Genomic DNA, 16,187 nt, shown 5'->3' on the forward strand with positions numbered 1-16,187 from the left:
TGCCGGCGAGGCCGTCTGAGATCGGAAGCGTGTGTCCTGTCCTAGCTCATAAGCGCAGCATCGCCAGTCTGCATGTGGTGCAGTGGTGGTGGTGGTGCCGCACGGCGAGCAGGACCGTAACCATGTTCAGCTTCCCTGTCACGTTAGCGGACCTTCGTGCCACTGTCAAGTCTGGTGCGCCGGCGATCGACGCCTCACGGGCGCCATTGATGTCGCCTCACGCCACCGACGTCTGCTGCGTCGCGATTGGTTGCGCCCTGACGGGTGTTCAGCGCTTGACGATGCCGATGTTGGCGATGGTCTCGCCCTTTGTCATCGACGGTACCGCGCGGATAAAGAGCACCTCGCCGGCGGCCGGCGCGCGAGCGTCGAGAATGACCTTCCCCACGTAGTCGGTCACGTAGCCGATCTTCATCCCGGCCTCCACCGTCATGCCGCGCTTCACGAGCGGATAGAAGATGCCCGTCTGGTCGCTGGTCACCGTCGCAATCTTCTCGATCCATACCGGGTGTTCGACAACCGCGGCCGCGCCAGGCAGCATCTTCAGATGCCGCATCACGTTGACCGATCCGTTGACCAGCGCCGCGATGTCATCAGTCTCCGTCGTGCCGGCGTGCCCGGCCTCGGCGGTGATGGAGGGTTTGCCGCGCGTCGACGCGGTGTTCTCCAGGTAGCGCGATGCCGCGGGGTCTTTTGGTCTGTCGGCAGAGATGATGATGTGGTCGAGCCCGAATGCCAGCACGAGCTCTCTCGAAATGGCGTCCTGACTCGCGTTGCCCGTAACGGTCCAGTAGGAATACGGCCGCAGGCTCTCGTCGATGTCGCCGCCGTGCAGATCGATCAGGTGATCGCACTGGTCGACCACCTCTTTCGTCATCAGGAACGACGCCCGCTCGGTCTGCGTCCCGTCCATCTTGCCAGGGTAGTAGCGGTTCATGCTCTTGCCGTCGATCGGGTTGATGTGCGCGATCTTCTGCTCGAACGACGCGACGTTGACCAGCGGCACCAGAATCACGGTGCCCGCGATCTCCGCCGGATTGAGCACCTGGATGAGGCGCTCGACGGCAAGGATGGAGCTGTACTCGGTGCCGTGGGCGCCGGCGACAATGGCGACCACCGGACCGGGCTTTGCCCCGTGCACAACCGCGACCGCAATGCTTGTGGCGGCGTCGACGCCGGCCGGCACCGCGATGACGCCGGTCGCCTTCTGCCCGCGTGTGGCAGAGGCGGTGCCGACCTTGATGGTCGGATGGGGGTCCGCCGCCTGGGCGGCCGGCTGCTGCCCGGGCGCCAGAGTGATCGTCAGAGCCAAGAGTGTCGTTGTCAGCATGATGCGCTCCCAGATAGAAGGACGTCGCGGGCGCGCCATGTCGCGCGCCCCAGATCGCCGGCTGTGACGGGCATGAGCATACCAGTTCCCGCCGTCGGCTGGCCGCGCCCTTGTATACTCGTGGCATGAGTCGCATCCTCATCGTCGAAGATGATGACGACATCGCGCAGCTTGTGCGCCGGTATCTGACCCGGGCCGGCCACGTCGCGGACGTGGTTCGAGCCGGAGACGAGGCGCTCGGGCGCATTCGAGAACGCGCGCCCGATCTGGTCATCCTGGACCTGATGCTGCCGGGGCTTGATGGACTCGAAGTGTGCCGCTCGCTCCGGACCTCGCCTGGCACTCGCGCCCTGCCCATCATCATGTTGACCGCGCGTTCGGAGGAGTCGGATCGCATCGTCGGCCTCGAACTGGGCGCCGACGACTATGTCACCAAACCGTTCAGCCCCAACGAACTGGTCGCGCGGGTTGGCGCGCTGCTCCGGCGCGCCCAGCGCTGGGCCGAATCGGGCGAATCCACGCTCAGTTTCGATTCGATCGTCCTCGACCGCGAGCGCCATCGGATCACCGACGAAGGACGCGACGTCCGACTGACGGCCAAGGAATTTCTGCTGCTCGAGTACCTGCTGCAGCACCGGGGCCGTGTCTTGTCGCGCGACTTGCTCCTCACCGACGTGTGGGGGTACCGGTACACGGGCGGCACCCGTACCGTCGACGTTCACGTTCGGCGCCTCCGGGAGAAGATCCCCGCGCTCGCCGAAGCTATCGAGACGGTAAAGCAATTCGGGTATCGGCTGATTGAGCCTGGCGATTCTCGCGACGACCAGACCCCATCCGAAACGGGGAGCTCACGGCGGTGATATTCAGGGGCCTGAGAGGCGGAACGTTTCTGGCGGTATTCGGCGTCGCAGCCATCGCGCTCGTGGTGGCAGCGGCACTCATCGTGTCGTCGCTTCGCACGCAACTGCTGAGCGCCATCGAACGGAACCTGATTGCCGAGGCCCGGATGGCCGCTGCGCTGGTGGGCGAGCATGAGACCGACGGGTCGGTGGCCGCGCTCGATGCCGAAGCTGACCGCATCGGGGCGATGACCTCGGCGCGCGTCTCGTTGGTCGCCGCCGACGGCCGCGTGGTGGGCGATTCGGCGGAGGATCTGGCCGGCCTGGCCAAGCTGGACAACCACGGCACGCGGCCGGAGATAGAGGCGGCGCGACGGGCCGGGCTGGGGATCGAACGGCGTCACAGCGCGACGCTTGGGATAGACCTCCTGTACGTGGCAATCGCTCTCAAACACCCGTACGTGTCGTTTGTGCGCCTCGCACTCCCGCTGAGTGACGTCAACGAGCAAGTGAGTGCCGCTGGCCGCGGACTCGTGGTCGCACTCGTTCTCGCGCTGACCTGCGCCCTGGCTCTCGCCTGGCTTTCGTCTTTACTGCTCGCTCGACGCGTCAAAGCCATAGCGGCGGTGGCTCGTCGATATGCCGTCGGCGATTTCTCGCATCGGTCGGCTGACTACGGCACTGACGAGCTGGGCACCGTGGCCCGGGTGCTGGATGACACATCCCGTGAGCTGGGAGGCCGGATATCAGAATTGGCGCAGGATCGAGCCCGCATGGAGGCGATGCTGGCTGGCATGCTCGAAGGCGTCGTGGTGGTGAACGAGCAGGGCCGCGTGCATCTGGTCAACGCCGCCGCGAAGCGAATGCTGCGCATCGAGGGAGAACCGGCGGGTGAGCACTTCCTCGAGGTTGTCCACCAGCCGGACCTCGGCGCGCTCATTGCCAGCGCTCTCAAAGGCCGGTCCACGGAAGGGCTGGAGTTCTCGCCCCCGCGTGATGCCAATCGGACGGTCGTCGCACGCGTGGCGCCCATCGGGACGGGCGGCTCGAGTGGTGCGGTGCTCGTGCTCCACGACATCACCGACCTGCGGCAGGCCGACCGTATCCGGCGCGATTTCGTCGCCAACGTATCGCACGAGCTGCGGACACCGCTCACGGCGATCCAGGGCTACGTTGAAGCGTTGCAGGACGAGGAGACCCCTGAGGCCGGCGAGGCCCGCCGATTTCTGGAGATCATCGCGCGCCACGCGAAGAGGATGGAGCGGCTCGTGCACGACCTGCTGCGGCTCGCGCGGCTGGAGGCGGGCCAGGAACCCGTCAACCGAACGCCGATTGAGCTGGCGACTGCGCTTGCCGATGTCGTCACGGAGCTCTCGCCCGCGATCACGGCGAAACAGCAGCAGGTGGTGACCCACATCGATGCGTCAGCCGCCACGCTCGTGACCGACGCCGCCAAGCTCCACGATGCGGTTCGCAATCTCGTTGAGAACGCGGTGGCCTACGCCCCGCCGCAAACGACGATCGAACTCTCGGCGGCACGCGAGCCCGGCGGCACGGCGGAGTCGACCCGCACCGTAATCACCGTGGCCGATCACGGGCCAGGGATCCCGGAGGCCGATTTGATCCGGATCTTCGAGAGGTTCTACCGCGTCGACAAGGCCCGCTCGCGCGAATCGGGCGGCACGGGCCTGGGCCTGTCCATCGTCAAGCACCTGGTAGACGTGCTTGGTGGCGAAGTGCTCGCGGCCAATCGCCCGGAGGGCGGCGCCATCTTCACGATCACCCTGCCGTAGGGGCGCGATTCATCCGCCTTCGCGTAAAGCTCCGGCGGACCGCCGTAGCCTTAGCGGAGGGGGTCACGCCCGACCGGACCCGTGGGGTCAGACCCCGTTGTTCGCCCCCATTCCGGGATTCCCGTGATCCGACCGATGGTGCCGGACGTCCATCGCCTCGACAAGAAAGATCGCATCCTCGGCCATGTTTGTCGCGTGATCGGCGATTCTCTCGAGGCAACGGCTCACGATCACCAGCTCCATGCCGCGCTCGATTGTGGCGGGGTCCCGGGTCATCTGGTCGATCACGACGCGCAGCACCCGGCCTTTCATGGCATCCACCTCATCGTCCTGCCGCAACACCTCCCGCGCGACGCTGGCATCCCGATCGAGAAAGGCGGCGAGGCCGTCCCGGCCCATGGCGAGCGCCCGCTGGGACATCGTCCCGATCTGAATGATCTGCGGGAGCTCCGGTGTGTTCATCAGGCGCTGGGCGGACTCGGCAATATTGACCGCCTGATCCCCCAGCCGCTCGAGGTCCGCGTTCGCCTTGATGGCGGAGACGACAAAGCGGAGGTCGCCGGCTTCAGGGCCCTGAAGGGCCAGCAGAAACAGCGCACGCTCATCGACCTGGACCTGTAGTGCGTCAATCTCGCGATCGCCCTCGATCACCAGCCGCGCCGCAGCCTCGTCGCGCTCGACCAGCGATCGGACAGCCAATGTGAGCCGTTCCACGACGAGGTCGCCCATCCACGAGACCGTACGGCGAAGCGCGGCCAAATCCGCATCGCGTTGAAACCGTTCCATTAGCCGAACCTCCCGGTGATGTAATCCTCGGTGTGCCTCTCGCGCGGATTGGTGAACAACTCTCCGGTCCTGCTGTACTCGATGAGCCTGCCAAGCCAGAAGAACGCGGTCGAGTCCGACACGCGGGCCGCCTGTTGCAGATTGTGAGTGACGATGACGATAGTGTAATCGCGCTTCAGCTCGAAGATCAGTTCCTCGATTCTCGCGGTCGCAATCGGATCGAGCGCCGAGCAGGGCTCGTCCATCAGGATGATCTCAGGCTCGATGGCGATGGCGCGGGCGATGCATAGGCGCTGCTGCTGCCCGCCCGACAGCGAAAGGCCGCTGGCGTGGAGCCGATCCTTGGCCTCGTCCCAAAGCGCCGCACCCCGGAGCGAGCGCTCGCAGGCCTCGTCGAGCGTCGGCCTGTCCTTGATCCCCGCAATGCGCAGGCCGTAAACGACGTTCTCGTAGATCGACTTGGGCAGCGGGTTGGACTTTTGAAAGACCATGCCGACCCGCCGCCGGACCTCGATGACGTCGGTCGCTGCGGCATTGACGTCCTGCCCCCGCACGATGACGCGTCCGGTCACGCGCACGTTGTCGATGAGATCGTTCATCCTGTTGAAGCAGCGCAGCAGCGTGGACTTGCCGCAGCCGGACGGCCCGATCAACGCCGTCACCTGATTCTCGGCCAGGTTCATCGTGATATCGAAGAGCGCCTGGTTGGTTCCGTACCAGAGGTTGGCATGGTCGACCACGATCGCGGGCTCGGCGATCGCCCTTGCGCCTGGATCCTTGTGGTCAGCCTCGGCCCGGTGGGCCGCCTCGGCGCCGACCGTGACACGCATCCTGAAGCCGGGGTCCTGAGTCCCCGGGTTGTCGCTAGCAATAGGCAATTCCCGGTGCGTGTCTTGCGTGACTGACGTCGTGACCATCTTCATGACCTGAAGAACCTAGAACGCCGACGTCTGATACTTCCGCCGCAGCCTGGTCCTGACAATGATCGCAGTCAGGTTCAGCAGCACGACGATGACCAGCAGGAGCACCGCGGTGGCGTAGACCATCGGTTTGGCCGCCTCGACGTTGGGGCTCTGAAAGCCGACGTCGTAGATGTGAAAACCAAGGTGCATGAACTTCCGCTCGAGGTGCAGGAACGGGAACGTCCCGTCGAGCGGGAGGTCGGGCGCCAGCTTGACGACGCCGGTGATCATGAGCGGTGCCACCTCGCCTGCGCCCCTGGCCATGGCGAGGATGAGACCAGTGAGAATCCCTGGCGCCGCCGCGGGCAGAACGACCCGCAGGATCGTCTGGAACTTGGTGGCGCCCGTCGCCAGCGACGCCTCGCGCATCGACCGCGGGACGGCCGCCAGCGCCTCCTCGGCGGCAACAATCACGACTGGCACCGTCAGCAACCCGAGCGTGAGCGAGGCCCACAGAATCCCGCCCGTGCCGAACGTCGGCGTCGGCAGCCGTTCGGCGTAGAACACCCGGTCAATCGTGCCGCCGAGGAAGTAGATGAAGAACCCGAGACCGAAGACGCCGAACACGATCGACGGGACACCAGCGAGGTTGTTGACGGCAATCCGCACGACCCGAACCAGCACGCCCTGTCGGGCGTATTCGCGCAGGTAGAGCGCGGCGACGATTCCGAAAGGCATAGCGACGAAGCTCATCAGGATGACCATCATCAGCGTGCCGAAGATCGCCGGGAAGATACCGCCCTCGGTATTCGACTCGCGAGGATCGCTGCTCAGGAACTCCCACAACCGGCTGGCGTACACACGGGCCCGCTCAAACGTCGACAACTGGTTGGCCCGGTAGGCACGGAACACGTCGACAGTGGCGAGATCTTTCTCGCGCCCATCGGCGACCTTGATGGTGACGCGTGTCCGCGCGGCGTCCTCGGCCAGCCTCCCGAGACGCAGTTCGAGCAGGGTGTATTGGCCTGTAAGAGCGGCGGTTTCGCGCTCGAGAAGCTCGCGAGCGCCGGCGTCTTGCTTGAGCGCAAGCCGCGCCAGCTCGATGCGCGCGTTGACATCGCCAATTTCATCACGCTCGAGACGACGGATGGCCGTACGATCAAACTCGGCCTTGTCGATCAGCGGAACCAGTGCGTCCCATCCGGGCTCCGGTCCCTGCGCGATGGTGCGATCACCGTCGGTCACCTTGACGATGCGCCCGAGAAGCGGACCGTACTCGCGCCGCTCGATATAGACCGCGTCGGCCGGCCACGCGCGCGCCGCGATTTCCTCTTCGTCCACCCACCGGTAGTCAGCGCCAAACAGATCGCGGTTTCCCAGCTTCAACTGGATCCGAAAAGACGGCAGGTGCGCTGGGGCTCCGGGCGTGGGAATGATCTCGCGTCCGGACACTTCGCCGAGGAGCACGGTGCCGTTCTTGAGCGTGACTTCAACCAGCTGGCCGGGCCAGAAGAAGCCGAGGCCGCGCGTCAGTATGAGCGCGATCATTCCGCCGATCATCAGCAGGCAGACGCCCAGACCCGTGCCGGCCAGCCAGATGGCGGGGTCGCCGCGCCGGATGAGATCGCGCAGCGCGCTCATCACACCGCCTTGTACTGGTCGCGCAGCCGCTGCCGGATCAGCTCGGCCACGGTGTTGACGAGGAAGGTCAGGACGAACAGCAGTGACGCCGTCAGGAAGAGCGTGCGGTAGAGCGTGCCGCCTTCCGGCGACTCCGGAATCTCGACGGCAATGTTGGCCGCCAGCGTGCGCATGCCGTTGAAGATCGACCAGTCCATCAACGGCGTGTTACCCGTCGCCATAAGCACGATCATCGTTTCGCCGACGGCACGGCCGAAGCCCACCATGATGGCCGAGAAGATCCCCGGGCTTGCCGTCGGCAGCACCACGCGCACGGCGGTCTGCCACCGGCTCGCGCCGAGGGCCAGCGACGCGGCTGTCAGGTTCGATGGCACACTCGAGAACGCGTCTTCCGAAATCGTAAAGATGATCGGAATGACCGCGAACCCCATTGCGACGCCGACGACGAGGCAGTTGCGCTGATCGTAGGTGACGCCCAGCGCCTCCTTCAGCCAGAAGCGTGCATCCCCGGCGAACAGCCACCGCTCGAGTACCGGCCCGGTGGCGTGTGCCATCCATACGGCGGCCAGCAGCATGGGAAGGATGACGACCAGCTCGGTGCCCGGGCGAAGGCGCGCCAGGATCCTTCGCGGAAGAGCGCGCCACACCACGACGCCCGCCGTGCCACACACGGGCGCCAGCACAAACAGCGCTCCCATGGCGACGAGGTTCTTCTCAACCACCGACGCCAGGTAAAGGCTGGCCAGCAGGCCGATGACCACGCTCGGCAGGGCGGCCATGATCTCGACGGTGGGTTTGATCCTTGCGCGGATCGTCGGGTGCACAAACTGCGACGTGTACAGCGCGCCCAGCACCGAAAGTGGAATGGCGAAGAGCATCGCGTAGAGCGTGCCCTTGATGGTGCCAAACACGAGCGGCACCAGACTGAGCTTCGCCTCCACATCGTCGGTTGCACCGGTGGACTGCCAGACGTACTCGGGCTTCGAGTAGCCCTCGTACCACACCTTGCCGAACAGGACAGTCCAGCTGACTTCCGGGTGCGGGTTCACGACCGCGAAGCAATCGATGACGCCGCCGCGCGCGACGAGCAGGCCGTCAGCCTTTGGCGTGATGAGGAGCGTCGGTGCCGCTTCTCCCGCTGGTATCTCCGCCAGCACGCGCTCGGACGTGAAATGTCGCAGAACGATGGAGCCGTCGCGTCCCGCGGTGGCGAAACTCCGCTCGCGGCCCGACATCGCGATGGCCACGACCGCGCTGGACTGCCGCAGGTAGGTGTGGGCGTTGACCATCGCCTGCGGGCCGTCCGGCCTGGTCGCCGCTCGGAACCAGCCCGACACGCTGCCATCCTCGGTGCCCGCCACCCACGACTTGCCGCCGAGCACCCATTCGATGGCGGTAATGGCTCCGCCGCCGACCGGCGACACGTCGGTCAGGCGCATCTCAGGCTGCGGAAGCCAGTGGTAGACGTTGCCGCGATCGGTGCCTGCAACGAGTGCGCCATTGCGGCCGAGGCGAATGGCGGTCACGCGTTCGGGTGCGGGTACGGCGAGACTGGCGCGCCACTCCTTGCCGTCGGCATCGGTCCACCAGCACGCGATATCGCGGTCGGTAACCAGCGCCGCAACGAACTTCTGTCCCTCCTGCTCCAGGTACGACACTTCTCGAACCGGGCGCTTCGCCGGATCGATCTCGACGATCCCTCGGTCGCGAAGCTCGATCGAGAGATCGGCCATCGTCTGTGCCCGGTACTGCGGCGTGAACCGGATCTGCATGAGCGAGACGCGACCGTCGCTCGTGCCGGCGGCCACAAAGTTGCCGAGCAGGCTCTTCGATGAGGCGGTGATCGTGGCTGACCCGAGCCCGGGAATCGGCAGTTTGCGGGCAGCCTCTCCGTTGTCGTAGCGATAGAACGCCAGGCGGCCATCCGGATCCACCGCATAGATGAACTTCCGGTACTCGTCGGTACCGAAGACGGGCAGACGGGACGCGCCTTCGGCCAGCGGCGCGGTGCCGAGACGGACGTGTTCAGACAGGGTCAGTGTGGCCGGCTTGAACAGCGGCACGGCCTCCGCAGCAATGAAGACCAAAATGCCGAGCACCGCAAGGATGACACTGATGCCGCCGAGCGTGATCACACCCACCGCGGCGCGATCGATGCGCTTGAGCCGGCCGATGCGCCTGGCGGCGCCGGCCATTCTCTCGCGTACGCTTGGCATCGAAGGGTTCATCATGAGACGGCAATGGGCCGGCGACACATACGGCCGCCGGCCCGAATACACCTCCGGGGCCCGACGCATCTGGCCGGGCTCCGGAGGCGCGGTTACTTGTTCAGCGTGGCCAGTTCCTGCTGGCACTGGACGCCGGTAAGCGGCATGTAGCCGTCCTTGACCACCACGTCCTGGCCTTCCTTGCTGAAAATCAGTTTCACGAATTCGCCGACGATCGGATCGAGCGGCCTGCCCGGAGCTTTGTTAATGTAGATGTAGAGGAAGCGCCAGAGCGGATATTTGCCGCTCTTCACGTCCTCGTAGCTTCCGTCCGAGGCCGCCGACCCGGCGGATTCCGACAGCGGGACCCCACGCACGCCGGACGTCTTGTAGCCGATGCCGCTGTAGCCCATGCCATACCGGTCCTCGGTGACGCCCTGAACCACCGACGCGGAGCCTGGCTGCTCCTTCACGGTGTCCTTATAGTCGCCGTTCTTGAGCACGTGCTCCTTGAAGAAGCCGTAGGTGCCGCTGGCCGAGTTGCGGCCATAGAGGCTGATCGGCCGTTTGGCCCAGTCGCCGGTGAGGCCCAGCTGGCCCCAGGTTGTGATGTTTTCTTTGTAGCCGCGCGCGCGGTTCTTGCCGAACACGGCCTCCACCTGCGCGAGCGTCAGCGACTTGATGGGGTTGTCCTTGTTCACGTAGACGGCGAGAGCGTCGTAGCTGGTCTTGAGCTCGGTCGGCTTGTATCCGTGCTTCGTCTCGAACGCGTCGAGCTCGGCGGGCTTCATCTGGCGTGACATCGGGCCGAATTGCGACGTGCCGGCGATCAGTGCTGGCGGCGCGGTGCCGGAACCCTTGCCTTCGACCTGGATCTTGACGCTCGGGTAGAACTTCCGGTACGTCTCGGCCCACAGCGTCATCATGTTGTTCATCGTGTCGGAGCCGACGCTGGTCAGGCTGCCGGATACGCCGCTCACCTTCTGGTAGGACAGCAGCCCGGCCGTCTGCGCGCCGATCAGCACCACGCTGGTGGCAACGAGTGCGAGAGCAATCAGTGCGTGTTTCATGAATCGATCCTCCACAAGTCTCCGGCGCGGTCTCCGTCACGGCTCAGTTCCGATGCTATCGGTTGGCCTGGGCGGGGAGATTGCGCCGATGTTAATTCCGGGTAAATTCCTGCGCCGGGGCGAGCCTCCCGGGCCCGCCCCGATTCGAACCGTGCGTTGCTACCAGGTCCAGAAGAACGTCGCACGCAATACCATTTCATTCTTCGCGGGCGCTGTCCCGCCAGTAGCCACGGTCCCGTAGCTGACCCACTCGACGTTCGGGCTGAAGCGCACCGACGGGTGGATGTAGTACTCGAAGCCCGCCACGCCCAAATTGAACGCCGCCTTGTTATAGATGGGGATGTAGTCGATGCCGAGCGCATCGGGGTTCGCATCCGAGTGATCGAACCGGCCGAACACCGTGAACTTGCTCGGCTTGACAATCCATACGCCAAATCCCGACATCACGTTGATCGTGGTCACCGGGTTCGTCGTGCCTTCGTTGGGTTGGCGCGTGTGATGGACGTACTGGACGCCGATCCGGCCCTGGGGACCCTGGTACGCGGCGAATCCCTGAACCGTCTGGCGGTTCGCCGAGAGCGCTTTGTAATGGTAGGTGTAGACGCCCTCTGCCACGAACCCTGGGTTCGTCACATAGCGCATCGCGAAGCGGACAGCCTTGTATTTGTCGATTTCGGAGTTGTTGCCGGAATCGTTCCCGATCTGTGCCGTGTACTGGAGCGTGTTGGCCTGATTGAGCGGACCAGAGAAGCTGACGCCGAAGTCGCGCGACGAATCGATGCGATAGAGGTCAACCGGCGTCTTCTCGATGTGGCGCAGGCCGAAGAAGCCTTCGAGCCAGTCGAACGTGGCGGTGGGCTGGATGCCGACCGTGATCACGTGCTTGCCCGAGTACGTCCACTTCACCCACGCGTCCTTGATGTATGGAGTGATCGCCGCGGTCGGCGAGGTCATCTTCCCGTTGCTGTTCGCCTCGAGCCGGAAGCGCGTCGAGATGACCGGGCTGAACGTCCGGTCGTAGGTGAAATAGATGCGGCGGAGCCAGAAGCCCTGCTGCGTGTCGAACGCAGCGACATTGCTGCTCTTGAAGTAATAGTAGTCGCCGAACATCAGGCCGCTGAACTTGTCGGGTGACGGCGCTGGAGGAGGAGGTGGCGGCGGCTCGGGCACGGCCTCAGACAAACCGCGTTTGAAGAAGTAGAGCTGCAGCGCACGTTCGCTGTCGCCCACGACCGTTTCGCCATTTGGACCGGCGTTGAGCTTCGTGATGCCGACGCCCATCTCGCCGCTCTTCTCGAAGGCGTCGGCGCGGGTCGCCGAATTGAACACGTAGATACGACCGTCCTTGGTGATTTCCTTGTAGTACAGACCCTGAGCGAACAGCGGGCTGGCCGCCAGGGCGACAACTGCTACGACGAGCGGTGCCAGGATGGCGACGCGGCGGGGACGAAAGAGAGCACTCATGCGTTCATGCCTCCATGCAGGGAAGTTGTCCTGCGAGAGGACAGCATATGGACGGCATGTTGCCGCGGCGTCGCACGGGTGTTACGGCGTGGTTAATTTCCGAATAGTGGGGAGAAAGAGCGCCTGGACAGGCGATTGATGAGTGTTACCAACTCCAGTACCACGTCAGGCGGAACACCAGGTCATCGCTCGCCGGCGCCGCCGCGCCCGCAACCGGCGTCCCGTACCTGACCCATTCGACGTTGGGGCTGAACCGCACGGACGGATGAATGTAGTACTCGACGCCAGCCACCGTCAGATTGAACGGCGCGTTCCTGGAGATCGGCAGGTAGTCGATGCTGGCCGAATCGGGGTTCGCGTCCGAATGGTCGAGCCGGCCAAACACCGTAAACTTGTTCGGCCTGACAATCCACACGCCGAAGCCAGACACGACGTTGATGGTGATCTCCGCGGTTGTCGTGCCCGCAGCGGGCTGACGGGTGTGGTGGACATACTGGACACCCGCGCGGCCCTTCGGGTTCTGATACCCCGCGAAGGCCTGCCACGTGACGCGGTTGGCCGAGAGGGGCTTGCGATAATAGGCGTAGAAACCCTCGGCCACCAGCCCGGGGTTGCTGACATAACGCACAGCGAGCCGGACGGCTTTGTACTTGTCAATCTCCGAGCTATTGCCGGACTCATTTCCGAACTGGGCCGTGTACTGCACGGTGTTGTCTGCGTTGAGCGGGCCGGAGAAGCTGATGCCAAAGTCGCGGGTCGAGTCGAACCGGTAAAGGTCAATCGCCGTCTTCTCGACATGGCGCAGGCCGAAGAACCCGTCGACGAACTCGATGGTCGCGGTCGGCGAGATGCCAAGCATCAACTGGTGCTTGCCGCTGTAGGCCCATCTCACCCAGGCATCCTTGATGGCCGGACTGATCGTGGCTGTCGGCGACGCCAGCTTCCCGTTGCTGCTCGCCTCCAGCCTGAACCGCGAGGCGATGGCCGGGCTGAACGTGTGATCGTAGGTGAAGTAGATGCGGCGAAACCAGAAACCCTGCTGCCCGCTGAATGCCGCCACATTGTCGTTCTTGAAATAGTAGTAGTCGCCGAACACGACGCCGCTGAACTTGTCGGGCGAGGGCGCCGACTGAGGTGGCGGCGGCTGAGACACAGCCTGAGACACTCCCTGCGCGACGAGCGGGCCGGCCGCCAGGAGGAGAACTGCGACGACGAGTTGGGCCCGAAGGGCGGCGCGATTCAAATGTTCATGTCTCAATATCGGATCACCTTCTCCACTTTGTACTGATCCCCTTGCGGCCGCAGGAGAACAAGTTCGGCCGGCTCTCCCTGAGCCACCACGTGCGCGGCCCGCTTCGCCTTCCAGTCGGGCAACGACACCACATCACCCTCCTTGAGGGCCGGGTCCCACAGCGGCGCCACCAGGAGGCCCTTCGCATCGATCGATTCGAGCGCAGCCATCGTGTGCAGGTCGCCCAGATCGTCGATCCGCGCCGACAGCCGCGTCGCCCGCTGGCCGTCCGCGGTTCGTACTCCTCGCGTGGCAACAATGCCGACATCGGCCACAAACGGCGCGACACCGGTACCAGGCGCAACGATGCCGTCGCGGACCAGCACGTAGAAGAGATTCGTCTCATTGATCGGCAGCGTCTCGTATCGCCGCTTGTCCGCCTGCTCGACACGGTTGGTCGCGAGCGCATCGAGCGCGGTCATGATCGCCACGAAGTTGAGCCGGACCAGGTACGGATCCGGCTCGGTCGCCGGCCACGCGCCTGTTTCGATCAGCACGACGCTGGTCCCCCACTTCGTCAAATTGTCGCCAAATGCCCTCACCTCGAACTCATCGTCGTACCGGGCCACCCGGCCAGGAGCGATCGGCTCGAGCGCGTCGCGGATCACGGCGCACACCTTCTTCGTCAGCAGGCGTCCCGCCGATTCGGTCCGCGCCTCGTCAAAGGCCACCGAGAGCAGCGAGATGGACGCCGGCTGGCCGGTCTTGCCGGCTTCGGTGCGCCAACTCTGGTTGTGGAGGTTGAAGCCGATCGGGGCCTTCAGCCGGTCCCGGAGCGCCTTGAGCGCGAGGCCCTCTGGCGTCTGAAGCCGCAGCCCGTCGCGGTTGATGTCGATGCCCTGTGCGTTGCGGCGCTGGAACCGCTCAGCGCCGTCCGGGTTGAGCATCGGCACGACGTGAATCGTCAAGGCGGTCAGCATCCGGGCAATCGCCGGCTCATTCCGGTGGCGGCGCACGTATTCGAAGATGTCGAATACGGCTGCCGTCGCCGTCGGCTCGTCACCGTGCATCTGTGACCAGAGCAGCACATGGAGCGGCCCGGTGCCGAACCAGATGTGATTGATGGAACGCCCTTCAACCGAGCGTCCGACTTCCTCGAGTTGAAACAGGTCCGGTTCGCTTCGCTGCACGTCGCGCAGCCGTCCCTCGACGTCGGCATGCCTGACGAGCGGCGGCACTGGCCACGAGACGTGTTCCTGATTCCAGACGCCGACCAGTTGCTGCGGCGCGAACGATGGCGGAATCGGCTGCAGCGCCGGGCGGGTGTTGGCATGGGCGCAAGCGCTTGCCGCAACGACGATCAGGGCGCCGGCGACGAGTTTGACTCGATTCATGAGCGGGCCTCGCGATTGGATGCGGTCTACGCTAAACGAACAGGATAGCCGATCGGGTGCCGGCTATGCGCGTCCGCGGCAAAGCGGTACGATAGCGACCGAGAATGCCGCCATGAGCCATCATCCCTCTTCCGCCGCCCCGCTCCCCGAACAGGCCGACCATCTTCAGCCGCTCAGCCGCCAGATTGGAAAGCCGCCGGCGTCGTGGACCGTCGACGATCTTGTCGCGTTCGTCCGCGATCGCGACATCCGGCTGCTCTCGCTGATGCACGTGGGAGGAGATGGGTGGCTCAAGACGCTCGACTTCGTCCCGCGAAACGCCGAACACCTGGCAGATGTCCTGGCTGGCGGCGAACGGGCCGACGGGTCGAGCCTGTTCGGCGATCTCGGGATCCCGGTCGGCGCTTCCGACATCGTCATCCGGCCGCGCCTGGCAACGGCATTCATTGATCCGTTCTCGCCGAGACCGACTCTCGCCATGCTCTGCAGCCACTACAACCGGCAGGGCGAGCCGCTGGCCGAATCGCCGGATACGCTGGTTCGCGCAGCGTACAAGCGCGTGGTTGAGAGCACCGGTGTCGAGTGGCACGCGCTTGGCGAGATCGAGTTCTTTCTCGGCCAGCGCGGCGAAGAGGCCGAGGTGTACGGCGCGAACGAGCGCGGGTATCACGCCAGTTCGCCGTTCGTGTTCGGCGAGGCACTGCGGCGGCAGGCGCTCTTTCATCTGGACAATATGGGTGTGCCGGTGAAGTACGGCCACGCGGAAGTGGGGTACGTCGAAGCCGATGCGACGGATCCGCGCGTGTGGGAACAGCACGAAATCGAACTGTGGCTCCAGCCGCTGCCCGAAGCCGCCGACGCCGTCGTACTGACCGAATGGGTGCTGCGCAACCTCGCGCAGCGCAGTGGGATGCTCTGCAGTTTCGCTCCCATGGCACGCAAGGGCCACGCCGGCAGCGGCATGCACTTCCACTTCGCGCCCTGCGCCAACGGCGTCTTCCTGCCGCACACCGGACCGGACGGCCACCTCACCGCCGAGGCCAGCTGGCTCATCTGCGGGTTGGTCACTCACGGCGGCGCGCTGATGGCGTTTGGCAATCGAAGCCGCGATTCGTTCGTCCGGTTGAGTCAGGGCAGGGAAGCCCCGAGCCGGCTGACCTGGGGCCGCTACAATCGCCGCGCACTCGTCCGGATCCCGATCGTGCCCACCGATGCGCATGGACGGCCGACCAGCGCCGAGACGATTGAATTTCGCCTGCCCGACGGATCGGCCCATCCGCACTTGTTGCTGGCCGGCGTGGCACAGGCCGTGGTCGCGGGCAAGTCGATTCCTGATCCGGAAGGACTGCTCGAACGATCCGCCGTCACAGCCCAGGGATCGGCATCGGAGGCGAGCCGCGTGCCGCTGACGATGGTCGAGGTCGCCGACAGTCTGGTGCGGAGCCGCCCTGTGCTCGAGGCCGGCGGGGTGTTCACCGCGAACCTGCTCGATCGGGTGATCGCGCTGCTCAGGGCGTAGAGGAGTTCCAC

The 16,187-nt window shown here is 65.1% G+C and carries 12 protein-coding genes; 3 read left to right on the forward strand and 9 right to left on the reverse strand.

All coding sequences use genetic code 11. The annotated features are described in order from the left end of the window. Window positions 1-268 precede the first annotated feature (268 nt). Window positions 269-1,330, reverse strand: a complete 1,062-nt coding sequence (locus NTV05_10930) for a M14 family metallopeptidase (protein MCX6544907.1) — start codon at window positions 1,328-1,330, stop codon at window positions 269-271. Between the two features lie 125 nt (window positions 1,331-1,455). Here NTV05_10930 and NTV05_10935 point away from each other — a divergent pair, with 125 nt between their 5' ends. Further along, a complete protein-coding gene (locus NTV05_10935; protein ID MCX6544908.1) occupies window positions 1,456-2,190 on the forward strand; it encodes a response regulator transcription factor in 735 nt (244 codons plus the stop codon). Next, a complete protein-coding gene (locus tag NTV05_10940) occupies window positions 2,187-3,962 on the forward strand; it encodes an ATP-binding protein (protein MCX6544909.1) in 1,776 nt (591 codons plus the stop codon). Before NTV05_10935 ends, NTV05_10940 begins: the two co-directional genes overlap by 4 nt. Window positions 3,963-4,049: 87 nt before the next feature. On the opposite strand, the gene phoU is transcribed toward NTV05_10940, so the two are convergent. From phoU to NTV05_10980, 8 genes are all read right to left on the reverse strand, one after another. Continuing rightward, on the reverse strand, window positions 4,050-4,748 hold the full coding sequence (gene phoU, locus NTV05_10945; GenBank protein ID MCX6544910.1) for a phosphate signaling complex protein PhoU: 699 nt from the start codon (window positions 4,746-4,748) through the stop codon (window positions 4,050-4,052). Continuing rightward, entirely contained in the window at window positions 4,748-5,578 is an 831-nt protein-coding gene (gene pstB, locus NTV05_10950) for a phosphate ABC transporter ATP-binding protein PstB (protein MCX6544911.1), read from the reverse strand. Before pstB ends, phoU begins: the two co-directional genes overlap by 1 nt. Before the next feature lie 105 nt (window positions 5,579-5,683). Beyond that, on the reverse strand, window positions 5,684-7,291 hold the full coding sequence (pstA, locus tag NTV05_10955; GenBank protein MCX6544912.1) for a phosphate ABC transporter permease PstA: 1,608 nt from the start codon (window positions 7,289-7,291) through the stop codon (window positions 5,684-5,686). Next, window positions 7,291-9,507 carry an ABC transporter permease subunit gene (locus NTV05_10960; protein MCX6544913.1) on the reverse strand — a complete coding sequence of 739 codons (2,217 nt, stop codon included), beginning with the start codon at window positions 9,505-9,507 and terminating at the stop codon, window positions 7,291-7,293. The genes pstA and NTV05_10960 overlap by 1 nt, the downstream gene beginning before the upstream one ends. Window positions 9,508-9,611: 104 nt before the next feature. Further along, entirely contained in the window at window positions 9,612-10,568 is a 957-nt protein-coding gene (locus NTV05_10965; GenBank protein MCX6544914.1) for a PstS family phosphate ABC transporter substrate-binding protein, read from the reverse strand. Between the two features lie 159 nt (window positions 10,569-10,727). Next, complete coding sequence (locus NTV05_10970; protein MCX6544915.1) at window positions 10,728-12,032, reverse strand: hypothetical protein; 1,305 nt, start codon at window positions 12,030-12,032, stop codon at window positions 10,728-10,730. A 145-nt stretch (window positions 12,033-12,177) separates the two neighbouring features. Further along, window positions 12,178-13,290 (reverse strand): hypothetical protein, encoded by a 1,113-nt coding sequence (locus tag NTV05_10975; protein ID MCX6544916.1) that lies wholly within the window; start codon window positions 13,288-13,290, stop codon window positions 12,178-12,180. After that, complete coding sequence (locus tag NTV05_10980; protein MCX6544917.1) at window positions 13,287-14,657, reverse strand: M14 family metallopeptidase; 1,371 nt, start codon at window positions 14,655-14,657, stop codon at window positions 13,287-13,289. Before NTV05_10980 ends, NTV05_10975 begins: the two co-directional genes overlap by 4 nt. A gap of 112 nt (window positions 14,658-14,769) precedes the next feature. Here NTV05_10980 and NTV05_10985 point away from each other — a divergent pair, with 112 nt between their 5' ends. After that, complete coding sequence (locus NTV05_10985) at window positions 14,770-16,176, forward strand: glutamine synthetase (protein ID MCX6544918.1); 1,407 nt, start codon at window positions 14,770-14,772, stop codon at window positions 16,174-16,176. The last annotated feature ends 11 nt before the right edge of the window (window positions 16,177-16,187 follow it).

This window comes from Acidobacteriota bacterium (assembly GCA_026393755.1).
Classification (GTDB): domain Bacteria; phylum Acidobacteriota; class Vicinamibacteria; order Vicinamibacterales; family JAKQTR01; genus JBAXOX01.